Origin of the sequence: Streptomyces sp. NPDC050619 (genome assembly GCF_040654815.1) — a bacterium.
Classification (GTDB): domain Bacteria; phylum Actinomycetota; class Actinomycetes; order Streptomycetales; family Streptomycetaceae; genus Streptomyces.
On sequence record NZ_JBFAIR010000049.1, the window covers coordinates 32,183 to 54,800 of the forward strand.

General features: G+C 68.7%; 16 protein-coding genes and 3 pseudogenes. 5 read left to right on the forward strand and 14 right to left on the reverse strand.

Going from position 1 to position 22,618, the window contains the following annotated elements; translation table 11 throughout:
- Positions 1 to 8 precede the first annotated feature (8 nt).
- From AB0I77_RS47280 to AB0I77_RS47300, 5 genes and pseudogenes are all read right to left on the reverse strand, one after another.
- Positions 9 to 1,754 carry a CocE/NonD family hydrolase gene (locus tag AB0I77_RS47280; protein ID WP_363289149.1) on the reverse strand — a complete coding sequence of 582 codons (1,746 nt, stop codon included), beginning with the start codon at positions 1,752 to 1,754 and terminating at the stop codon, positions 9 to 11.
- A gap of 45 nt (positions 1,755 to 1,799) precedes the next feature.
- Positions 1,800 to 2,048 carry an SDR family oxidoreductase gene (locus AB0I77_RS47285; protein ID WP_363289150.1) on the reverse strand — a complete coding sequence of 83 codons (249 nt, stop codon included), beginning with the start codon at positions 2,046 to 2,048 and terminating at the stop codon, positions 1,800 to 1,802.
- Positions 2,024 to 2,134 (reverse strand): annotated as a pseudogene (locus tag AB0I77_RS47290) (hypothetical protein); the annotation flags it as partial. The pseudogene AB0I77_RS47290 and the gene AB0I77_RS47285, both read right to left, overlap by 25 nt.
- A 16-nt stretch (positions 2,135 to 2,150) precedes the next feature.
- Positions 2,151 to 2,438, reverse strand: a pseudogene (locus AB0I77_RS47295) (AMP-binding protein); the annotation flags it as partial.
- A gap of 12 nt (positions 2,439 to 2,450) precedes the next feature.
- Complete coding sequence (locus AB0I77_RS47300; protein ID WP_363289151.1) at positions 2,451 to 4,043, reverse strand: hypothetical protein; 1,593 nt, start codon at positions 4,041 to 4,043, stop codon at positions 2,451 to 2,453.
- Positions 4,044 to 4,201: 158 nt separating this feature from the next.
- On the opposite strand from AB0I77_RS47300, the pseudogene AB0I77_RS47305 reads away from it, so the two are divergent.
- Positions 4,202 to 4,330, forward strand: a pseudogene (locus tag AB0I77_RS47305) (helix-turn-helix transcriptional regulator); the annotation flags it as partial.
- Between the two features lie 85 nt (positions 4,331 to 4,415).
- Here the strand turns inward: AB0I77_RS47305 and AB0I77_RS47310 are convergent.
- The 5 genes from AB0I77_RS47310 to AB0I77_RS47330 all read right to left on the reverse strand — a co-directional run bounded on the left by AB0I77_RS47310 (position 4,416) and on the right by AB0I77_RS47330 (position 13,231).
- On the reverse strand, positions 4,416 to 6,239 hold the full coding sequence (locus AB0I77_RS47310) for an NAD(P)/FAD-dependent oxidoreductase (RefSeq protein ID WP_363289152.1): 1,824 nt from the start codon (positions 6,237 to 6,239) through the stop codon (positions 4,416 to 4,418).
- A 38-nt stretch (positions 6,240 to 6,277) separates the two neighbouring features.
- Positions 6,278 to 7,075, reverse strand: coding sequence for an SDR family NAD(P)-dependent oxidoreductase (locus AB0I77_RS47315; RefSeq protein WP_363289180.1), 798 nt, complete (start codon positions 7,073 to 7,075; stop codon positions 6,278 to 6,280).
- A 2-nt stretch (positions 7,076 to 7,077) separates the two neighbouring features.
- Complete coding sequence (gene uidA / locus AB0I77_RS47320; RefSeq protein ID WP_363289153.1) at positions 7,078 to 8,895, reverse strand: beta-glucuronidase; 1,818 nt, start codon at positions 8,893 to 8,895, stop codon at positions 7,078 to 7,080.
- Between the two features lie 71 nt (positions 8,896 to 8,966).
- The gene (locus AB0I77_RS47325) at positions 8,967 to 12,014 is read right to left on the reverse strand and encodes a glycoside hydrolase family 2 TIM barrel-domain containing protein (protein WP_363289154.1); all 3,048 of its coding nucleotides are present in this window, start codon (positions 12,012 to 12,014) and stop codon (positions 8,967 to 8,969) included.
- The gene (locus AB0I77_RS47330) at positions 12,011 to 13,231 is read right to left on the reverse strand and encodes a family 1 glycosylhydrolase (protein WP_363289155.1); all 1,221 of its coding nucleotides are present in this window, start codon (positions 13,229 to 13,231) and stop codon (positions 12,011 to 12,013) included. Before AB0I77_RS47330 ends, AB0I77_RS47325 begins: the two co-directional genes overlap by 4 nt.
- A gap of 167 nt (positions 13,232 to 13,398) precedes the next feature.
- Here AB0I77_RS47330 and AB0I77_RS47335 point away from each other — a divergent pair, with 167 nt between their 5' ends.
- Positions 13,399 to 14,019: a TetR/AcrR family transcriptional regulator gene (locus AB0I77_RS47335; protein WP_363289156.1), complete on the forward strand. Its 621-nt coding sequence runs from the start codon at positions 13,399 to 13,401 to the stop codon at positions 14,017 to 14,019.
- A complete protein-coding gene (locus tag AB0I77_RS47340; protein ID WP_363289157.1) occupies positions 14,016 to 15,005 on the forward strand; it encodes a Gfo/Idh/MocA family oxidoreductase in 990 nt (329 codons plus the stop codon). Before AB0I77_RS47335 ends, AB0I77_RS47340 begins: the two co-directional genes overlap by 4 nt.
- A gap of 85 nt (positions 15,006 to 15,090) precedes the next feature.
- On the opposite strand, the gene AB0I77_RS47345 is transcribed toward AB0I77_RS47340, so the two are convergent.
- The 4 genes from AB0I77_RS47345 to AB0I77_RS47360 all read right to left on the reverse strand — a co-directional run bounded on the left by AB0I77_RS47345 (position 15,091) and on the right by AB0I77_RS47360 (position 20,316).
- Positions 15,091 to 15,951: an ATP-binding cassette domain-containing protein gene (locus tag AB0I77_RS47345; RefSeq protein ID WP_363289158.1), complete on the reverse strand. Its 861-nt coding sequence runs from the start codon at positions 15,949 to 15,951 to the stop codon at positions 15,091 to 15,093.
- On the reverse strand, positions 15,948 to 17,741 hold the full coding sequence (locus AB0I77_RS47350) for a dipeptide/oligopeptide/nickel ABC transporter permease/ATP-binding protein (protein ID WP_363289159.1): 1,794 nt from the start codon (positions 17,739 to 17,741) through the stop codon (positions 15,948 to 15,950). Before AB0I77_RS47350 ends, AB0I77_RS47345 begins: the two co-directional genes overlap by 4 nt.
- On the reverse strand, positions 17,738 to 18,679 hold the full coding sequence (locus AB0I77_RS47355; RefSeq protein ID WP_363289160.1) for an ABC transporter permease: 942 nt from the start codon (positions 18,677 to 18,679) through the stop codon (positions 17,738 to 17,740). The genes AB0I77_RS47350 and AB0I77_RS47355 overlap by 4 nt, the downstream gene beginning before the upstream one ends.
- Positions 18,680 to 18,765: 86 nt before the next feature.
- Positions 18,766 to 20,316 carry an ABC transporter substrate-binding protein gene (locus tag AB0I77_RS47360; protein ID WP_363289161.1) on the reverse strand — a complete coding sequence of 517 codons (1,551 nt, stop codon included), beginning with the start codon at positions 20,314 to 20,316 and terminating at the stop codon, positions 18,766 to 18,768.
- Positions 20,317 to 20,748: 432 nt separating this feature from the next.
- Between AB0I77_RS47360 and AB0I77_RS47365 the strand changes: the two genes are divergently transcribed.
- Positions 20,749 to 21,372, forward strand: coding sequence for a TetR/AcrR family transcriptional regulator (locus AB0I77_RS47365; RefSeq protein ID WP_363289162.1), 624 nt, complete (start codon positions 20,749 to 20,751; stop codon positions 21,370 to 21,372).
- A gap of 407 nt (positions 21,373 to 21,779) precedes the next feature.
- A complete protein-coding gene (locus AB0I77_RS47370; RefSeq protein WP_363289163.1) occupies positions 21,780 to 22,478 on the forward strand; it encodes an SDR family oxidoreductase in 699 nt (232 codons plus the stop codon).
- Positions 22,479 to 22,618 lie beyond the last annotated feature (140 nt).

Genomic DNA, 22,618 nt, shown 5'->3' on the forward strand with positions numbered 1-22,618 from the left:
TACGGATGTCAGCGGGGGATGACGGGAAGGACCAGGCGAGAGGGGTGCAGCGTGTCGTGGAAGACGTGCTGGGTGGCCGGCACCGTCTTGGCGGAGTCGGCGTGGGTAATGCGCTCGCCGGTGTTCGGATTGAGGTCGTAGGTGGGGAACTCGCTGGAGGAGACGTCGAGTCGGATGCGGTGTCCGGCCTTGAAGACGGTGCTCGTCGACCACAGGCCGATCTCGTAGCAGTACGCCGCTCCCGGCGTCCGGGGCTGGGTCACCCCGTGTCCCGTGCGGACGACGCCCTGGCAGACGGGAACGGCAGCGCCGTCGGGGAAGACGTCGACGAGCTTCGCGGTGAAGTCGGTGTTCTCCACGGAGGAGGAGGCCCACAGCTCCAGGGTCACCGGGCCGGTGACCTCCAGGTCGGTCTCCAGCGGAGGGGTGGTGTAGACGAGTACATCGGGGCGTCGGGCCACGGCGTCGAGGTCGACGGGGTCGTCGTACGTCGCGCCCGTCCTGATCGAGCCAGGCACGGGGTCGCTCGGGTCGTACACGAACACGTCCGGCTGTTCGTCGGCCGGTGGCCGGACCGACAGGCCGCGGCCACCGTCTGAGCCGCGGAGGTGGTACGGGGTCCACTGCGTGCGGGCCAGGGGCCACTCGTGCTCATCGCGCCAGACATTGTCACCCATCACGTAGAGCCGAACAGGCGGCTCCTCCGCGTAACCCGGCAACTCGCCCTTGAGGTGGTGGGCGAAGAACCGCATGACCGGCGCGTCGGCGCCGAGCTCGAGAAGCGATCCGGCCTTCGGGTCGCCGTCGGGCCGGATCTGCACGCTGTTGTGGTTCCAGGGGCCGACGACCAGGCGCTGACCCTCGCGGGTCTTCTCGGTGGCGCCATGACGGGCCAGCGTGGTGTAGGCGTCCAGGCCACCTTTGGCGAAGAAGTCGTACCAGCCGGCCTGGTGGAAGACCGGCAGGTCGATGTCCTGGAGGTGGGCGGCGGCGCTGGTCCGCCGCCAGTACGGGTCCTTGCCGTCGTCGTGGTCGCACCAGTCGCGGAACCATGGTGCCAGCTCGCGTAGTTCCTCGATGTCCCGCAGCGGGCGGTGGTCGAGGAGAGCACGGGTGCCCTCGGCCTCCAGCCGGGACATCTCGGCGAGTTTCGCCGGGTCGCCGAGGCCCTTGTCGTCCATGAGCCTGCCGGACTCGGCGAACTGTGGCACGGGAGGTACGGCGCCCCGGCGGTCGGCCTCCTCCGTTGTCATGAGGGCGCTCCAGCTGAGCGCGAGGCCGAGATGGAGTACACCGGGTGCGTAGTACCAGGCGCTGTCGTTCCCGTCCCAGGCGCACGAGAACGGGGCGATCGCGACCAGGTGGGGTGGCCGGGCGATGGCGGCGGTCCACTGGGTGAAGCCGCTGTAGGAGATGCCGAACATGCCGACCTTGCCGTTCGACCAGGGCTGCGCGGCCGCCCACTCGACTGTGTCGTAGCCGTCGTCGACGTCGGGGTGGAAGGGGTAGAAGTCGCCCTCGGAGCCGTACCGGCCCCGACAGCTCTGGATGAGCACGGCATATCCCTGCCGGGCGACCATCTGCCCGAACAACGCGGCGATTCCGTCCCGGGGGGTGTATGGGTAGCGCTGCACCAGCACCGGGTACGGGCCGGGACCCGCGGGCCGGAAGATGTCCGTACGCAGGCGGATGCCATCGCGCATCGGCACCATCACATCGTTCTCGACGACGAGGTCGTTGACGGCGTCAGCCATGCCGTTGTGTCCCTTTCACGTTGCGGAAGAGAGGTGTTCGCCGCGTCAGTGCAGCTCGCTGCCGATGCTCATGCCGCCGTCCACGTCCAGGACCACGCCCGTTACGTATCCGGCCGCTTCCGAGCACAGGTGCGCCGCGGCCTCGGCGATGTCCGTCGGGTCGCCGATGTGCTTCATGGGGACGCGGGAGGCGAGCTTCGCGCGGGCGACGTCGTTGGGGTCGTCCCGGTCACCCCGGCGTTGTTCACCAGAACGTCCACCCGGCCGTAGGTTGCGAGCGTGTCGGCGCCCCACGCGTCGACCTGCCCGGCGTCCGCCACGTTCACGACGTACGGGCGCGCTTCGCCTTCGCCCGTGCACTGGGCGGCCGTCTCCTTCACTGCACCGGTACACGGTGAGGGCTGCGGTGAAGGTGGTGACCCGGAACTCGTCCAGCACGCGCCAGGTGAGTTCGGCGGAGAACCCGGTGTGGAGGAGCACGCTCGGCACTCCCAGACTCAGCGAGGCGATCACCCCGAAATACAGCCCGTACGCCCAGCCAGGGCCGGCCGCGTTCCACAGGACGTCGTCCTGGGTGACACCGCAGCCGTATTCGGCGTGAACGCGGAAGCCGGCGATTGCCGAGGGGGGTACGACGACGCCCTTGGGCCGGCCTGTCGTGCCGGACGTGAAGATGTGTACCAGCGGGGCGGCGCCTCAGGGCGAGGGCGTAAGGCATAGCACGCTCCCTTCCCCATTGGCGGACACGAGGAGCGAGCCGTCCGGGCTCAAGGCCAGTCCGGCGAACTGGCGCGGGGGGCTCGTGGGGCTGGGGACCGGCCCGGGGCGGCTGCTCCCCGGGGGAAGCCCCACCGCGAGATTTTCGGCCTCGATCCGGCTCTCCCCGGTCGTGAGGGAGATCGCCCGCAGACGTCGGTGCTCCACTTCGACCGTGAACAACTCGTCGTCGCGTACGACGAGGCCCTGCGGCCTGCCGAGCCCGTCCGCGACGGTCGCCGTCCCGCCGTCCTCGACGCGGAGCACCGCTCCGAGGCGGTCGTCCGTGACGTAACAGTTCTCTCGGTCGTCGAAGGCCACGTCCACGGGGTGCGCGAGACCCTCGGCGAGAACCGTGAGGTTGTCGGTCTCGTCGATCCGTACGATACGGCCGGCGCCGGACTCAGCGACGACGAGCGAGCCGTCCGCTGCGACTTCCAGCCCCGTGGGCTCGCTCAGGCCGGTCACCCGGACGCGTGTCGTGTCGTGCGTGAGGTCGTCGGTGCGTACCTCGCCGAGCTGCGAGGTGACGTGCAGAAGTCCGTTGTCGGCGGTGACCGCGTGCACGAAGGGCAGGAGGCGGTGGGTCGCTCCCCCGGGCTCGTCCGCGGGGGACCCGGTCAGGCGGGCCAGGCGGTAGTGGTCGGCGGCGTAGACGATGCCGCCGAGGTCGACGGTGATCCCGTACGGGCCGTCGAGGCCGCGCGGGACTATCTCACGGATGCGTCCGTCGGCGTGCATCTCCGTGACGCCGCCGGTGGCGAAGCTGGAGACGAACATGCGGTTCTCCGCGTCGAAGGCCGCGTTGTCCAGGCCGGCGACCCCGGAGGTGACGAGGGAGCGGGAGCCGGTGGCGAGGTCGATGCGGGTGACGACGCCGGCGATGCCGCGGGAGAGGACCACCAGGGTTCCGTCCCGGTCGAAGCGGACCGCCACCGGTTCATGCACATCCTGTGCGAACAGTTCGGCGGTGCCGCCGTCGGGAGGGATGCGCCAGACCTGGTTGTCGAGCATATGCGGGTAGTACAGGCAGCCGTCCGGGCCGAGCTGCATGGCGTTGCCGAGGGTGAGGCCGTCGGTCAGCACGGTCGGTTCGCCGCCGTCGGGGAACAGCTCCAGAAGGCGGCCGTTCATCGCCATCTCGTTGACGAAGAGACGGTCTCCGACGCAGGTGATGCCGTTGGGTGCCCGCAGCGACTCGGAGACCAGGCCGTACTCGCCTGCGGGGCTGCGTCGCCACACCCTGCCCGGCGTCAGGTCGGCGATGTACATCGAGCCGTCCGCCCCGAAGGCGAGGTCGTCCGGGGCTTGGACGGGGCTGTCGAGCGGCACCACGACCTCGACGTCCCCGGACCCGGGGTCCACGGCGCTGATCTGCCCGGCGAGGAACTGCGCCACGTACAGCCGCCCGTCGGGGCCGAACGTGACGCCGTTGGCACCCCACAACCGGTTGGGCGGGTTGAGCCTTCGCACGTCCCAGCGGTCGCTTCGCGGTTGCTGTCTGCCGGTGTCGTCGAATCTGTTGGGGTGCATCATCGCTCCCTGACTTGCGAGTGGTCGACGCGCCAACATCTACCACGTGGTTGGCGTTCGCCTGTGGAGAGAGTAGACGGGGGCAGGCGTGGAGGGAAGGGGATACAAGGCGTTCAGCCCCGTCCGGGGGCACTCACGCGGAGGTGGCCAGACCACCGGCGAACCGCGAGATCGACGTGCTTGCGCTCATCGCGATGGGCTGCACCAACGCCGAAGTCGGCGAGCGCCTCGGCATCCGCTCCGAGACCGTCAAGAGCTACCTGCGCAACGCGATGCAGAAACTGGGCCAGCTTCTTGCCCTGATCACGCTTCCCGGGAACGCAGCCCGGGTCGACGCTCTGGCGTGCGCCGGCCCGGGGAGCAGAAGGTTGATCACTCGACGAGGACCTCGTCCATGCCGCCCTCCGTCCGCCAGCGCCTGAGTAGTTCATGGAAGGCGATCGCTCCGTCTCCGAAGGTTTCGACGCGCTTTCTGGGCATGCCCTCGTTGTTGTAGTAGCCAGGGGTGCACTCGGCCTGGAACTTGTGGAGTTGAGGTGCCTTCTCGTGGATGGTGGCGACCCATGCCGCCTCGGCGTCGGCGCTCGGTTCGACGTATGCGGCCTGTCGCTTGCTCGCCGCTGCGAGGATCGCGGCGATGTGGGTGGCCTGTTCGTCGAGGATGTGGACGAAGTTCGAAGCGGACGCGTTCTGCAGCGGGCTGAGCTGGAAGAGGTTGGGGAAGCCGTGGGTGGACAACCCGTGGAGCGTCCTCGGGCCGTCCTTCCACCGCTCGGGGAAGGTGACGCCGTCCCGGCCGTACACCGTAAGCTCGCCCGACAGGATCCCCGAGGCGCCCACCTCGAATCCGGTGGCGAAGATGATGCAGTCGACCTCGTACTCGGTGTCGCCGACCACCAGGCCGCTTTCGGTGATGCGTTCCACGCCGCCGTGGTCGGCCGTGTCCACGAGTGTGACGTTCGGCCGGTTGAAGGTTTCCAGATAGGTGTCGCTGAACGTTGGCCGCTTGCACATGTAGCGGTACCAGGGCTTCAGTGCCTCGGCGGTGGCCGGGTCATCGACGAGGGCGTCCACGCGGGCGCGCAGCTCGTTCATCTTCTGGAAGTCGGCGAGTTCCCCGACCCGTTCCCGCTCCTCGGCCGGGATGTGGTCGTAGTCGTTGGTCGGGAGCAGGTTCTGCAGCAGGCGGGCGCTGGACGTCCAGCCGTCACGGACCAGGTCCTGTTCGGCCTGACCGCCGCTGATGAGAGTCAGGAAGTTGTCCCGGCGGCGTTGCTGCCAGCCGGGCTTCAGTGACGTGGCCCATTCGGGGTCCGTGGGGCGGTTGGCGCGTACGTCGACCGAGGACGGCGTGCGCTGGAACACGTACAGGTGCCGGGCGTCGCGGCCGAGGTGCGGCACGATCTGGATCGCGGTCGCACCGGTGCCGATCACGGCCACGCGCTTGTCGGCGAGCCGGTCGAGGTTCCCGTTCGCGTCGCCGCCGGTGTAGGCGTAGTCCCAGCGGCTCGTGTGGAACGTATGGCCCTCGAAGGTCTCGATGCCGGGGATGCCCGGGAGCTTGGGGAGGCTGAGCGTTCCGCTGGAGACGACCACGTGGCGGGCCCGCATCCGGTCTCCGCGGTCGGTGGAGACGATCCACTCCGACTCGGCCTCGTTCCAGCGGAGTTCACTCGCGCGCGTCCGGAACAGGGCGTCACGGTAGAGGTCGAAGTGCCGGCCGATGGCCCGGGCGTGCTGCCGGATCTCCTCCCCCGGCGCGTACTTCCACTTCGGGATGTATCCGAGTTCTTCGAGCAGGGGCATGTAGACGTACGACTCGATGTCACAGTGGACGCCCGGATAGCGGTTCCAGTACCACGTGCCGCCGAAGTCGGCCGCCTGCTCGATCATCCGGATGTTCTGGATGCCTGCCTGGCGTAAGCGTGCACCGGTGAGCAGACCACCGAACCCCCCGCCGATGACGGCCACATCGACGCGGTCGCACAGCGGCTCCCGGGTTAATTCCAGCTCCGCGTACGGGTCATCGGCGTAGGAGCTCAACTCACCGGTGAGGCGCCGGTACTGACTGCTGCCGTCGGGGCGGATCCGGCGGTCACGCTCCGCACGGTACTTGGCGCGCAGGGCGTCCAGGTCGAATCCGAGCTTGTGGGGTGTGGGCGGGGTGGGGGCGGGCGGCTTCTGAGGGCTGGGCATGGGGCCTCTCTGCTGTCCGTGGATGACGGGCTGCGGGATCAGACGGCGGACCAGCCGCCGTCGACGGGCAGGACGGTGCCGTTGATGTTGGACGCCGCGTCCGAAGCGAGGAACACGATGGCGGCGGCCTGAGTCTCGGGGGCGGCGGGTTGACCGACGTTGCCCATGTAGGCCATGAGTGCCTGTGGACCGAGTGCGTCAGTGTCGATGCTGATCTCGATGTTGGTGAAAGTTCCGCCGGGGGCGATCGCGTTGGTGCGGATGCCGTGGTGACGGTAGGTCACGGCGAGGGACTTCGTCAGGCCCGCGATGCCGTGTTTTGCGGCGGTGTACGCGGCTCCGGCGCTACTGCCGCGGAGCGACGCCTCGGAGGCGGTGAAGACGATCGCGCCATGCCCGGCCTCCAGCATGTGAGGGAGGACGGCCCGGGTGAGCAGGAACGGCGCGGTGAGGTTGACCCGTATCAGGCGTTCCCACTCGGCGTCGGTCACGTCGCCCACGGCGGACATCGTGTCCATGATCCCGGCGTTGTTGACCAGGACGTCGATGCCACCGAAGGCGCTGATCGCGGCGGCGACGACCTCGTCGACCACAGACTGCTCGCTGAGGTCGCCGACGACGGTGACCGCCGCACCGCCGTCCTTCTCGATCTCGGCTCTGACGTCGTCGGCGGCTTTGGCATTGAGGTCGGCCACGACGACCTTGGCGCCTTGGCCGGCGAAGGCGAGAGCGGTGGACCTGCCGATGCCGGAGCCTGCTCCGGTGACGATGACACGGCGGTCGACGAAGCCGTAGTGGCTCATGAAGGGGCCCTTTCCGCGGTGGGCATTCGGCATGGTCACGAGCGGTGTTCGTCCTGGCGCGGCGGCTTGCGTCCGTCCAGGGACTTCCACCGTGCGCGCAGGGCGTGGGCGGCCGCCTTGGGCAGCCGTTCGCGGGTGAAGACACCCTTCTTGTTGCCGCCGGCCCGGTGGATGCCGTTCGCCGTCTGGAAGTCCGCGAAGTTCCAGACGTGTTCCCCCACGAAGGCATCGACGCGGTCGAAGGCGCGGTGGTTCGCCTCCAGGTAGGCGACCTGGTACTCCTCCGTCCACGGCGCGTCCCACACCGAGTGCAGCCCCGGCAGGGTGTCCGCGCCGTACTCGCTCATCATGATCGGCTTGCCGAACTTCCCGGCCCAGCCACGCAGATCGCCTTCCAGGTACGTCTGCGCGGTGGCCAGGTCGCCCGTGGCGACATACCAGCCGTAGTAGCGGTTGATGCACAGGACGTCGAAGAGGTCGGCGATGCGGTCGTTCTCGTGGGTCGCGAATATAACCGCCGCGTAGGTCACCGGCCGGGTGGGATCGAGTTTGCGGGTGAGTTCGACGAGCGGCTCGAAGTACTCTCGTGCCCCCTCCTCGTTGGAGGAGGGCTCGTTGGCGATGCACCACATCACGACACTGGGGTGGTTCTTGTCGCGGGCGATCAGCTCCCGGATCGCCTGGGCGTGGGCCGCGCGCGTGTCGTCGTTGAACGTGTCGTCGGAGAACGTGGCCCGGGGCGCAGTGCCCATGAGGCCGCTCTCCACGGCCAGGTTGAGCCCGACGGCCGCGGTTTCGTCGATCACGACGATGCCGTGCCGGTCGGCGAACTCCATGACCTCCTCGGCGTATGGATAGTGCGAGGTACGGAAGGAGTTGGCACCCATCCACTCCATGAGCTGGAAGTCGTGCACGAGGTAGGCGTCGTCGTGACCCTTGCCGCGCACGGGGGTGTCCTCGTGCTTGCCGAAGCCTGTGAAGTAGAACGGCTCACCGTTGATCAGGAACTGCGTGCCGCGCACCTCGACGGTGCGGACCCCGAACGGCTCGGTGTACGTGTCCACGACCTCGCCGTCACGGTCCAGGACCTCTACGACGAGGTCGTAGAGATACGCCGCACCCGGCCGCCACAGCGTCACGTCGCCGATCCGCAGCGTGCCGTTCACACCTTCCCCGCCGGCGACCTCCGTGCCGTCGGCGTCGAGGGCGCGTACCCGGACGCGAGCGGGCACGTTCGTCTCGAGCGAGTAGTCGACCGTCCCGGTCGTGCCGTCCGTGTCGTCGATGCCGGTCACGATCGTGATGTCGTCGACGTGGACCACGGGCCTGCTGTACAGCCACACCGAGCGGGCGAGGCCCGCGTAGTTGTAGAAGTCGTGCAGATAGGTCTGCTTGCGCCGGCCGTCCTGGGAGACGGTGATCGTGCCCGGCGGGATCGTGACGTTGGTGAGCTCGTTGTTGACCCCGACGGTGAGTCTGAACTCCGCGCCGGGCCGCACGTGTTCGGTGATGTCGGCCTCGAAGGGCGTGTAGCCCCCGACGTGTTCGGCGACCAGGACTTCGCCGACGTACACCTTCCCCTCGTGGGTCGCGGCGTCGAGGCGCACCATGACGCGCTCGCCCGCCCAGCCGCGCGGTACGCGCACCTGGCGCTGGTACCAGACCCATCCGACGTGGTCACGGATCGCGCTGTCGGTGAACAGGTCGTTGTAGCTGGCCGGTACCGGTGCTTCCAGCCGTGTGTCGAGCCGCTTGGTCCACGGCTCGGGTCCGGCGGCTCCGGCGACGGCGAACCGCCAGATCCCGTCGAGGTTCACCAGCTCGCGGCTGGTGGTGGAGCGGGGCTTCAGCATGGCAAGTACTCCTGCGCGGTGTTGTCGTGGCCCGGCGACGGTGCGGCCGGCGGAAGGGCGCGTCGGCGCCGTCAGTCGGCCTCTTCGAGGGTCAGGCGCCACTCCCACGCGTACTCGCTGCCGGGGAGCCGGTGGCGCGGATGGGTGTCGGGTCCCAGGACCGCCGTGCCGAGTCCGCGGTGCGCGATGTCGAGATGCACCACTGTCTTCCTGCTCGGCTGGAGTTCCCACCAGTGCTCGGCGGCCTCCAGTTCGCTCACCGTGTACCGGCCGACGTTCATGTGGAGGCCTGCCGGGTGGGCGGTACGGACGGTGCCGGCGGGGCCGGTCAGCGTCAGGGCGGTGACCTCGCCGCGGGTGCCGTTCTCCTGGGGGAGCAGGTAGGGCACGGCCAGGTCGTCGATGCCGCTCTCCCAGGAGCCGAGCAGGGCCGACGCCCGCCGGTCGGGGTAGTTCTCCCATGGTCCGAGACCGACCCAGCCCGCGTCGTCGAACCCGTCGACGAACTCGAACTCCATGCCGACCCGCAGACCGTCCTGCGTGCCCTCCGGAAGTGACACCTGCTCGGAGAAGACCCAGTCGCCGACGGCGAGCGCCACGATCGTCCTCCGGTGCACGACCTCGTCACCGAAGGCGGCCTTGTAGCGCGTGGTGACCACGGCCCCTTCGCTGGTCTCCTTGACCTCGATGTCGACGGGTGTGAGCTCGAAGAAGCCGGAGCGGACGAAGCGGTTGTCCAGCGAGAACGACTTGTCGTGGCAGGTGAGCGCCCGCCACAGACTGAGCTGCGGAGGGCGGCGCAGCAGCGGGTGCCGAAGAGCGCCCTCGGCGTCGATCCGCGCCGCCGGAGATCCTGCCGGGGCCTGAGGGAGCGGTTCGGGTGTCCGTGGGAAGGTGACCTGCTCGACGGCCACCTCGGTGCCCGCGGGTGCCCACACGGCGGCCTCGCGGGTGCGCACGGTGAGGCTCAGCGCCAGTGCGGGGCCGCCTGAGAGCAGGGCGCGCACCGAGGCGGGGATGTCGATCGTGCCCTCGCCGCCCGCCGGCACCTCCGGCGTGGGGACGGCCACGGCCCCGGCCTGACCGGTCGCGGTCTCGACGCGCAGTTCGAGCTGATACGCGCTCAGGTCCGCGAAGGTCTGGCGGTTGCGGATCCGGAGCGTTCCCGCCCGGGCCTCCTCGGCATCCGAGACGACACGGATCGGGCTGAAGAGGCCACGCGCCTCGAACAGCGCCGGCTTCGGGGTGAGGTCGGGGAACACCACACCGTTGACGAGCATGGGCCCGTTGTGGGTCTCGTCGCCGAAGTCGCCGCCGTAGCGCAGCTTCCCGTCGCCGTCCCGGTCGAGAGAGTGGTCCGTGAACTGCCAGATGAACCCGCCCTGGAGGCCGGGCAGTGACTCGAACAGTTCCCAGTAGTCGGAGAGTCCGCCGGTGCCGTTACCCATGGAGAAGGCGTACTCGCAGGTAATCAGCGGCCGATCCGCCCGCGGGTCGGCAGAGTACCCCTCAAGGCTGGCGAGAGCCGGGTACATCGGGCAGAGGATGTCGCTCACGGCGTGTCCGGTGTGCCAGTCGGTGGCGACCGCGCCTTCGTAGTGCAGGGGCCGTGTCGGGTCGATGCGCCGTATCCAGCCGGCGACCGCGTCATGGGCCGCGCCGTATCCGGTCTCGTTGCCCAGTGACCAGGAGATCACCGACGGGTGGTTGCGGTCGCGCAGCACCATCCGGGAGATGCGTTCCATGATCTCGGGCAGATAGCGGGGGTCGTCGGCGATCGTCGAGGCGAACGCGTGTCCTTCGACGTCCGCTTCGTCGATGACGTAGAGCCCCATCTCGTCGCACAGGTCGAGAACCTGCGGGTCGTTGGGGTAGTGGGCCGCGCGGACGGCGTTCACGTTGAACCGCTTGAGCAGGGACAGCTCCGCCAGCATGCGGTCGCGGGAGATGACGCGGCCGGTGCGCGGGTCGGTGTCGTGGCGTGCGATGCCCTGGACGAGGATCCGCCTGCCGTTGACGAGGAGGTCGCGTCCTTCGATGCGCACGCGTCGGAAGCCGATCCGGATGCGTGTTTCGTCGGCGACGGTTCCCTCGGGCGAGACGAGCTGGACGGTGAGGTCTTCGAGGTGGGGGGTCTCCGCCGACCAGGGGGTGACGTCGAGGTCGTCGAGGGCGAAGAACGCGTTTCCGGCGGGCGCGTCCGGGGCCGGGAGCCGGGTCATGGTGGCGGGGATCGCGCGGAACTCCGGGGGGATGGGCGCCCCTGCCGCGTTGATGCTGAGCAGGTCCATGAAGTCGGCGGGCAGTTGGGGCTCGGGGCGCGTCGACCTGTCCAGGGACGGTTTGGGAAGAGTGCGTGTGCCCAGGCGGGCGGAGACCGGCAGGGTCAGAGTTCGGCCGAGCACCTCTGTGCGCACCGACCAGTCGACCTCGTAAAGGTGGTCCAGGCCCGTGGTGGACACCGTGAGGCTGAGGCTGCCGCGTTCGGTCTCGGGGTCGTAGTCGGCGACCGCGCAGACGTCGGCCAGCCTGATCTCGGGCACGGTGTAGAGGAAGACCGAGCGGCTCAGACCCGACTGCCACCAGTGGTCCTGGTCCTCCAGGTAGCTGGCGGCGGACCACTTGGCGACCCGGAGCTCGATGCGGTTGGTTTTGTCGACGAGGGCTTCGGTGATGTCGAACTCGGCGGCCAGGTGCGAGTCCGAACTCGTTCCGACCGGCTTGTCGTTGACGAACACCCGCAACAGGCCCTCGGCGGCGCCGACATGCAGGACGGTCCGGCGCCCGGGCACGGGCGACAACACGACCAGGCGCCGGTAGACGCCCGTCGGATTCTGTTCCGGGATCTGCGGGGGCACCTCTTCGAACGGCATGGGCACGTTCGTGTAGTGCGGTCGGTCCCCTTCCCCGAGGTCCTCCTGCATCGTCCACAGGCTCGGGACCTGGATCGTCTTCCAGTTCGGGCCGAGCGGCGCCGTCGGTGTCGGTAGCAGCTGGAAGTCCCAGGCGCCGTCGAGGTCGACGTCGGGTGTGCGGGGCAACGAGTGCATCGGCAGCCGGCCCACGGGGTGCAGGCCGGAGGCGTCATAGGGACCCATCGTGTTCTCCGTTCCGGTCATGCCGACCCCTCCTCCAGGCCCTGGCCACCGCTGCGGGCGATCCCGCCCAGCCAGGCCAGGCTCGGCTTCGGGTGCCGCTCGAACGTCTCGCGGTCGACCGCGATGAGCCCGAACGTCGGCTCCCAGTGGCCCCATTCGTAGTTGTCGAGGGCGCTCCAGTGGAGATAGCCCCGTACGTCGACGCCGTCGTCCATCGCCGAGAACAGGTGACGCAGGGCGTCGCCGGTGTAGGCGATACGCCGGCTGTCGTCGGCGGTGGCGATGCCGTTCTCGGTGACGAGGACCGGTGCGCCGCCCGTGACCTCCCAGGCGTGCCGGACCGCGATGCCGATCGCGTCGGGCCGGTACGCGTTGCCCGTCAGGGTGGTGTCGGGGCCCAGCGCGTGGGGGACCACGCCGTTCTCGTCGACGGCCTGGCTGGAGTACGACTGGACCCCGATGAAGTCGTCGCCACGGGCCGCTTCGAGGTACAGGTCCTCACGGACGTACCGCACCTCGCGCAGCTTCTCCTCGTTGCCCGGGGTCGGGGTGAGTGCCTGACAGGCCACCGTCCAGCCGGACTTGGCGTCCGTGCGCTGCCTGAGGATTTCGCGGGCGGCCTGGTGCGCCTCGGCCAGCCGCTGCCCGATCTTGGGATCGGGGTCCGGCAGCACCGGGCGCGCCGCACCCTCGACCGTCGGGCTCATCCACTTCTTCGCGTCCTCCTCGGACGGCCGCGCCTGGCTCATCATCGCCATCAGGGCCAGCATGTTGGGTTCGTTGATCGTGCAGACCCACTCGACGCCGTCGAGGACGCGCGTGGCCGCTTCGACGTACGCCTGGAAGCGTTCGACGGCGCGATCGCCCAACCAGCCGCCGTCCTCGGTGAACCAGCGCGGGTTGGTGAAGTGGTGCAGGGTGACGACCGGAGTGAGGCCGAGGTCGAGGGCGGTGTCGATCATCCGCCGGTAGTGCGCGAGTTCGGCGCGGGAGATGTGTCCCTCGTCCGGCTCGATGCGCGCCCACTCGATCCCGAAACGGTAGGAGTTCAGGCCGGCGTCCGCCAGCAGCCGCATGTCCTCGGCGTAGCGGTGATAGCTGTCGATCGCGTCGCCGCTGCGCGCCATGCCGGGCATCTTCGGTTCGTGTGCCCACCAGTCGCTGGTGACGTTGTTGCCTTCGATCTGGTGAGGGGCGGTCGATGCTCCCCAGAGGAAGCCGGAAATGAGTTCGGTCACCGTCGAGATCCTTGCTCGAGAACGGCACAAGAGACCGCGGCCCGGACGAAGGCGGGCGGCGGCGATGGTTCCACGCTACCACGAATGTCGAATCGCGTTACTATTTTCGCGGTGGCCGACAATGGGGCCGCCGGACCAGTCAGGGATCCATCGGCGGGAGAACACGCATGACGGCAACCAGCGGCCGCGGGCCGTACGCGAAGTCGGCGGAGGTACGCCGAAGGATCCTCGAAGCCTGTGTGGACGCCTTCGGTGAGACCGGCTTCTACGGCGCCACCATGAAGGACGTCGCGAAGCGCGCCGGCATCAGTCACACCGGGCTTCTCCACCACTTCGCGCGGAAGGAGGAGCTGCTCATCGCCGTGCTGGAGCTGCGCGACGAACGCAGCGCCCGGTTCCTCGAGTCGGCCGACGCCATCGACCCGGCCGACCATCCCGTCGACGCCTTGCGGGGCATGCTGGCCGTCGTCGTCGACAACGAACTGCGGCCGGGAATCATGGAACTTCATTGCGTCCTCTCCGGCGAGGCGACCTCTCCCGGCCACCCCGCGCACACGTACTTCGCGGAGCGCTACCGCAGCGTCCGCCGCTTCTACACCACCGCGTACACCGCGCTGGCCAAGCGCGGCGAACTGAGTTCGCCGGTGGACCCGGAGACCCTCGCCACCATGACCATCGCCCTCATCAACGGCCTCCAGGCCCAGTGGCTCTTCGACCGGGAGTCGGTGAAGATGGAGTCCGCGATCCGAGCGTTCCTGACGTCCCTCGTGCCGGCGTTGGCCCGATGAGCGTCACCGTCGGTGTACTCGGCGCCGCGCGCGTCGTGAGGCCGGCACTCCTGGAGCCCGCCGCCGCCGTCGAGGGCATCGAGGTCACCGCGGTGGCGGCCCGTGACGAGGAGCGAGCCATCGCGTTCGCGGGGGAACACGGCATCCCGCGGGTGTTCCGTTGCTACGACGAGATCGTCGACGCCCCTGACGTCGACGCCCTCTACGTCCCCACGCCCGCAGCCCTGCATGGACACTGGATGCGCCGGGCGATCAAGGCCGGAAAACACGTTCTGTGCGAGAAGCCGTTCACGGCGAACGCCGAGGAAGCAGCCGCGATCGCGGAGCTCGCCGAGTCCAGCGGCCTCGTCGTGATGGAGGCCTTCCACTCGCGGCACCATCCGATGTGGACGCGGATGAGAGACATCCTCGACTCCGGCGTGCTCGGCCGACTCCACACGGCCCGGGCGGAGTTCAGCGTCCCGCACCCCGACCCCACGGACATACGGTGGCAGCGGCACCTCGGCGGCGGCGCCCTGATGGACCTGGGTTGCTACCCGGTGCGACTGCTGCGCCACCTGTTCGGTGAGCCGGAGGTGATCGAGGCGCAGGCCCGTGACATCGACGGCGTGGACATTTCGATGGCGGCCCGGCTTGCCTTCGCCGGGGCGGTATCCGGCGAGGTGGTCGTGAGCATGGAGCCGACGGCAGGGCCCGTGGCCGAACTCCGCGTCATCGGACTGGCGGGAGACCTTCACGTGCGCATGCCCTACCACCCTTACATGTACGGGGAGTTGACGCTCACGACTGATGCGGGGGTCGTCACCGAACCGGGCGATCCGCGTACGAGCTACTCGTTCCAGCTGGCAGCGTTCCGCGATGCCGTGTCCGACAACGCCCCGGTCCTGACGAACGCGCGCGAGGCGACGGCGACGATGCGGGTGATCGACGCCGTCTACCACGCTGCCGGCCTGTCTCCGCGGGCGCCCCTCACCCCGAGTCCTTGACCGAACCGTCGTTTCTCCGGCCGGTCCGGCCACCGGAAGGCGTTCGGGTGCACGGCCGGCCCCCACGCCGTGGACCCCGCCGTGGTCAGGTCGCACCGGTCGCCACTTCCCGCTCGCGTTCGGCCTCGGCGAGGCGGTGCCGCTCTGCGCGACGCCGCCCCTGCTCGACCGGGTCCGCGACCGGGGCGGCGAGCAGGAGTCGCCGGGTGTAAGTGTGTTCGGGGGCGGCGGTGACGAGTTCGGCGGAACCGGTCTCCACGATGTCGCCCTTGTAGACCACGCTCACACGGTGGCTCACGTGCCGTACGACCGCGAGGTCGTGCGAGACGAAGACGTACGCCACGCCGGTGCGCCGCTGGATGTCGATGAACAGGTCGAGCACCCGTGCCTGGGTCGACAGGTCGAGCGCGGAAACAGGCTCGTCGCAGACGATCAGCTTCGGCTCGGGGGCGAGCGCGCGGGCGATCGCGACGCGCTGGCGCTGTCCGCCGCTGAACTCGCGTGGCAGCCGCTCGGAGGCGTCCTTGGGCAACCCCACCTGATCCAGGAGGTCGCGTACGCGCCTGCGCGCCTCCTGAGCCGTCGCACCCTGCACCACGAGCGGCTCGCTGAGGATGTCACCGATGGTGAGTGACGGGTTGAGCGAGGTGTAGGGGTCCTGGAACACGACCTGGATGTCGCGTGCCAGGACGCGGCGCGTCCTGGCCGTGGCGTGGGTGATGTCCACACCGCCGAACAGGATGCGTCCGCCGCTCGCTTTCACGAGGCCGAGCACGGCGCGGCCGATGGTCGTCTTGCCGGACCCGGATTCGCCGACGAGGCCCAGGGTCTCGCCCCGGTGCGCTGTCAGGGACACGCCGTGGAGGATCTCCACGGGGCGCGCGCGGAAACCACGTCCCGGATAGGCGACGCGCAGATCGCTCACCTCGAGCAGGGGCGTCGTCATGATGCCTTCTTCCCGAGAGCTTCGGCCACGGCGTCCGGGGGATCGGTGCGCAGGCTGCTCTCATCGAGGATGGAACTGAGGAGCATGCGCGTGTACGGATGCTGTGCCGACCCGAAGATCTCCTGTGCGTGCCCCACTTCGACGACCTCGCCCCCCTGCATGACCGCGACGCGGTTGCAACTGTCCGCTACCACCCCGAAGTTGTGTGTGACAAGGAGCACGGCCATGTTCAGTTGCTTCTGCAGGTCCCGCAACAGGTCCAGGATCTCCGCCTGAACGGTCACGTCGAGCGCGGTCGTCGGCTCGTCCGCGATGAGCAGCTTCGGGCTGCTCGCGACAGCTCCGGCGATGAGTACGCGTTGCGCCATGCCGCCGGAGATCTGGTGCGGGTAGGAGTCGAAGGTGCGCTTCGGGTCCGGGATGCCCACCCGGTCCAACAGGGCCAGCACCTGGGCGCGCGCGGCCTGCCGTGACATCCGCTGAGCGGCGCGCAGTCCCTCGACCAGCTGCGATCCCACGGTGCACGACGGGTCCAGGTTCGACATGGGTTCCTGCGGCACGTACGCCACCGATGTCCCGCGCAGCCGCTGCAGTTCGCCCTCGCTCAGATCGAGGAGTTCGCGTCCGTCGAGTCGGATCGAGCCGCGTGTGACAACCGCCTCGGACGGCAGCACGCCGAGGATCGCGAACGCGGTCTGGGTCTTCCCGGAGCCCGACTCCCCGACCAGACCCAGGGTTTCCCCGGCGTCCAGGCTCAAGGTGACGCCGCTGACGACTTCCCTCAGTTCGCCCGACGGTGACGGGTAGGCAATGGCGAGGTCTTCCACGGTCAACAGGTGCTCAGCCGGTGCGTCGGACCGCGCGTCGGAACTCCTGACGGTCCGGATCCGGGCGGGCACGGTCACCTTGGACGGCTTCGGCGGCACGAGTTCCAGCGCGTCACGCAGTGAGTTGCCCAGCAGGACGAACGACGCGTTCATCACACCGAGCAGGAGGCTCGGCCAGACGAACTGCAGCGGCTCGTCATAGAGGTTGACGAAACCGTCGGAGATCATTGCGCCGAAGCTGGGGACGCTGCTCGACCCGAGGCCGAGGAACGCCAGGCCCGACTGCAGGCTGATGGAGGACCCCATCAGGAACGCGGTCGCGATGATGATCGGTCCACGGATCACGAACAGCACGTGCCGGCCGAGAATGCGCAGATCCGTCAGGCCCGACACCCGCGCGGCGTCCACGAACAGCTCGTTCTTCACTCCGACGACCATGTTGCGTACGAGACGGAAGATGCCGGGAGCCGACAGCACACCGAAGATCAGCATCGTGGCCCGGTAGTCCCCGTTTGTCACGGGAAGCAGCACGATCAGCAGCAGCAGGCCCGGAAACGTCATGACGAGGTTGAACACCCAGTCGGTGACGCCCCGCACCCGCCGGCCGAAGTACCCGCCGACCAGCCCGGCCGTGACGCCGACGACCAGGGCGACACTCGTACCGATCAGGCCGGCGACCATGCTCGTGTTGATCGAGTGGAGCAGCCGCGTGAAGATGTCCCGACCGCTCCGGTCGCCCCCGAGCAGATAGCCCGAGGTGCCCGGACCGGCGTTGATCGCGTCCAGTGAGGCCTGGTTCGGGCCGTGGTCGGTGAGGACCGGAGCGAGCACGCCCAGCAGCACGATGACCAGGAGCAGGCCGACCGTGCCGGCGCCCTGGGGGTCCTTGAGGAGTTTACGGAGAGATGACCTGCGCTGGGTGGCGCTCGGCGCCGCGGCGGTCACAGGCACGGTGGCGCTCACTGGAGCCTCGCCTTCGGGTTGAGCCAGCCGTTCAGGACGTCGACGACCAGGTTGATGCCCACGACGAACAGGACGCCGAAGAGGGAGAGGCCCATGATGACCGGGACATCCCCCTGGAGAGCGGCGTTGAAGGAGTAACTGCCGATACCCGGCAGGGCGAAGACGTTCTCGATGATGAGGGCGCCGCCGAGCATCGCGATGAACTCGAAGGACAGGACGGTCAGGGCGGGACCGGCGGCGTTGCGCAGGGCGTGGCGCAGCACGATCGACCGGGTGGAGATGCCGCGGGTGCGCAGGGTGCGGACGTAGTCCTTGCGCAGTTCGCCGATCATGGTGCCGCGGATCTGGGCGGCCAGGTTCGCGGTGCCCGCCACCGTCAGGCCGATCACCGGGATGATGATCGTGGCCAGCCAGCGGCCCGGATTCTCTCCGAGAGGCGTGTAGCCGGTGGCCGGCAGCCAGTCCAGCTTGACGGCGAAGACGACGACGAGGCCGATGACGATCAGCAGGTTCGGCACGAGGTAGCCGAAGAGCGAGGCACCCTGCGCGACGCGGTCGACCACGCCGCCGCGTGATGCCGCGAGAACTCCGAGCACGACACTGACGGCGACGGAGAGGGCCAGAGCGACGACAACTATGGACAGCGTGACGGTGAAGTGGTTCCAGACGGCCGACCCGACGGGCTCGCTCGTGGTGTAGGAGGTCCCGAACTCACCCCGCAGGGCGTGGAACAGCCAGTCGACATACTGGACGATCACCGGACGGTCCATGCCCAACTCGGCCTTCTTGGCCTGGATGGACGCGGACGTCGTGGTACCGCCCAGCAGGTTTCTGACGATGTCGTCGAAGGACGTGCTCAGCAGGAAGAACGTGATCATGGATACCAGGACCATGAGCACCAGGCTCGTGGCCAGTCGGCGCAACACGTAGAGGATCACGGAGGGGGCTCCTTCGGGCCAGGACCGATGGGAGGGGTGCCGGGCTCGCGGTGGTGCGGCCACTACGAGCCCGAAATCCACGTGGGCTAGCCGGACACTCCGAAGGCGCGGACGGTGCTGTTGGTGTTGGAGCCGTCCCCGAGGTACGCGATGCCCTTCTTGACCGCCCAGTTGCTCCCCAGGTAGGCGACGGGCGCGTCCCACGCGTTCTTGACCACGAACTCGTTGACCGGCTTGTAGGCCTCGTCCGCCTTCGCGGGGTCGAGCTCGCTCTCCGCCTGCTTCATCAGCTTCGTGAGTTGTGGGTCCGCGGACTTGAAGGGGTTGTACACGGCGGTCGGACCGAAGTTGTTGGCCGTCTGGCGCGCAGGGGTGTTCAACCCGTCGAAGAACAGGAACATCGGGTACTTCTTCGACGCGATCGCACCCAGGTTGTTCTGCGCGGGCACCGGCGCCCACGTCACCTTGATCCCGATGTCCCCGAGCTGCTGGGCGATGGTGGGCTCGAGCTGCTTGGTGAAGACGAAGCTCGGCATGGTGACGGAGAACCCGTTCGGATAGCCGGCCTCGGCCATCAGCTTCTTCGCGGCCGCGGGGTCGTAGGGATAGGTCTGCTCCAGCGCGGCGTCGTAGGCCGCGCTCTTGGGATTGAGCGTCTGGACCGTCGGCTGACCGATGCCCCCGAGCAGCTGCTCGACGAACTTCTTACGGTCGAACGCCATGTTGATCGCCTGTCGCACCCGGGCGTCCCCGAGTGGCTTGAGCACGCTGCCCTTCCGGTCGGCGAGGACCAGGTTCGCCACGGCGGTGGCCTTGACCAGCGTCGTCGTGAAACCCGCTGCCTTGAGTTTGGCGGTGTACTGCGGAGAGGCGGAGCCGGCGTCGATCTGACCGGCCTGCAACGCGTTGAAGGCCGCGGTGGGGTCCACGATCACTTTGAGGGTCAGGGTCTGGAAGGGGTATGCCTTCGCGTTCCAGTAGTCGTCACGCCGCTTGAGTACATACGACGAACCGTTCACGGTCGCCTTGTCGAGGACGTAGGGCCCCGAACCGACCGGGTTCAGCTGGCTGCTCTTCTTGGCCATCGTCGCCGGGTCCGCGATCACTCCGGCCGCCATCGAGAGATTGGTCAGCAGCGCACCGTCGCGCTGTTTCAAGTTGATCACGACGGTGCCCGTGTCGGGAGCCTCGACCGACTTGACGGAGACCAGATGGGGCTGCTGCGGCCCCGGTGTGGCCATCGTGCGTTCCAGCGTCGCCTTCACCGCGGCCGCGTCCACCGGCGCGCCGGAGCTGAACTTCATCCCTTTGCGCAGCTTCAGCGTGAGGCTCAGACCGTCGGCCGAGTACTTCCAGCTCTGCGCAGCGTTGGGCTGCAGCTTGCCCTTGTTGTCGACATAGAGCAGCGTGTCGTACAGAGCGCTCCAGATGTAGGACGCCTGCCCGTCGTTGAGCTGCGCCGGATCGAAGGATGCAGGAGCAGCCTGCACGGCGAGGGACAGCGACGTGGCGCTGGGCGACGACGAGCCCTCCGACCCTCCGCCGCACGCCGCCAACGTCAACAAGGTCGTCGCCGTGATCGCCGCAGACAGTGCTCGGGAGCGCGGGCGCGGGCCGTTGGATCGAGTGCGAGTCATATGGATTCCCTTTGTCCCGTGAAGTTGTCCCGTGAAGCTCGGGCCGGTGCGTCGAACGCGGCTGGCACCGCCCGTGGCTCATGCCGGACGGCTCACAGTCGGTCTCTCCGCGTCAGGATCAGACGTGGTTCATCACCGCCAGAGCCCGCGCAGCGCCTTTCAGTGCGCCGTTCGACAACGTCTACCAAGTGGTTGAATTTCGCTCGTGGAACGTAGGCGCCAGGGAGAGTGCCAGGGAAGGGGGCGTGCGGCGTTCTTGACCAGAGCGTTACATTTCGCTTGAGGAGTGACCTGCGGGTCGCTCCTGTGGCGGCGGGTGAATCTAGACCGGCTGGTAGATTTTGGCGCTGCGGCGGTATGGTGCCCAGGCACCTCCAGTTGGAACCCGGCCACCACCACCGGTGCGCGCGGTAAACAGCAAGGGGACGTGACGTGGATCGGACAAAGCGGCGAGGGCCTTACGCGACGACGCCGGCCCGGCGAGCGGACATCATCCGCGCGGCGCGGGACAGTTTCGCCGAACGCGGGTATGTCGGAGCCTCGCTGCGGGGTATCGCGAAACGGGCCGGCATCACGCATGCCAGCCTGTTGCACCACTTCGAGAACAAGGAAGAACTGCTGACCGCGGTCCTCGCTCAACGCGACGACGAGGAATGGGAACGGGGATTCACAGAGGCCGACGACCCCGCCTCGCCCCACCGGTACGTGGCCGACATGCTCCTTCAGCATCAGCAGGCGCCCGAACTCATGCGGCTGTGGGCGGAACTCGCTGCCGCCGCCTCGCGCCCCGACCATCCCGCCCACACGTACTTCGTGGACCGTAACGAACGAGTGCGCTCCTACACGGTCCAAGCCATGCGGGAACGCGAGGCGCAGGGGGGATTGCCGGAAGGCCTGGATCCGGACAGTGCGGCCGCCCTGTTCCTCGCCGTACTCCACGGACTGCAGATGCAGTGGCTGCTGAACCAGGACCTCGACATCATCGCGCCGCTCAACCGCTTCCTGGACCTGATCCTTCTGCCGGCCGACCACCAGTCCTTCACTGGCACCTCGTAGCGGCTCACGTCTCCGCACTGCCAATCCGCCGTTCCCGGCCGAGGCCGCCTCCTGGCGTGAAGGGATCGGCACGCCCTACGGGCACTTCCGCACACCTCCCGCTCCGACGCCCATGCCTCCACTCCGCGCAGAGCGCTTGCAATCATCGAAGCAACCTAATAGGATTACGAGCGTAATTTAACCGCGCGGGTTCTCACCGCCGACGACTCGACCGACAACCCTCCTGACGGGTCTGCCCTCGGTTCGCGAGACAGATCCTCCGCCTTCGGCGCGCCTCCACCACCGCCCGCTACCTCTCCCCGCCCCGCCAACGACGGGCCCGACCACCTGCCTTACGGCCGACACCGCACACCGGCGGCGTGGTTGCCGCGAGCAGCGAGCCTTTCTTACTTCACCAGGAACTCCCCATGGACCTCTCCACCAGCACCGCCCTCGTCACCGGAGCCAACCGCGGCCTCGGCCGCGCACTCGCCGCCGAACTGCTCAACCGCGGCGCCACCGTCTACGCCGGCGCCCGCGACCCCGACCAGGTCGACCTCCCCGGTGCCAAGCCGATCGCGCTCGACATCACCGACCCCGCCTCCGTCGCGGCCGCAGCCAAGGCCACCGGCGACGTGACCATCCTGATCAACAACGCGGGGTCCTCCACCGGCGCCGACCTGCTGACCGCCGACCTGGACAACGTCCGCCTGGAGATGGACACCCACTACTTCGGCACCCTCTCGGTGGTCCGCGGCTTCGCACCCCAGATCGCGGCCAACGGCGGCGGATCGATCCTCAACATCCTGTCCGTCCTGTCCTGGTTCAGCTTCCCGCAGTCCGGCGCCTACTGCGCCGCCAAGTCCGCGGAGTGGTCGCTGACCAACGCCCTGCGCGTGCAGCTCGCCGACCAGGGCATTCGCGTCTCCGGACTGCACGTCGGCTACATGGACACCGACATGGTCCGGGCCGTCGACGCGGCCAAGTCCGACCCGGCCGACATCGCCCGGATCGCCGCCGACGGCATCACCGCCGGCGCCTACGAGATCCTCGCGGACGATTCCTCCCGCCAGGCGCAGGCCGCACTGGCCGGAGGCGTCTCCGCGCTCTACCCGCAGCTTCCCTGAGGGCCGACCGCCCAGGGAATCCGCACCGAACTGTGGATGCCGATGCCCGGCGTCCCGCTCCCGCTCCCGCGCCGTCGCGCCATCGACGTGTGGGCAGCGGCGGCACAGGACGGCCAGGACCACTCAACCGTCGTCAGGGC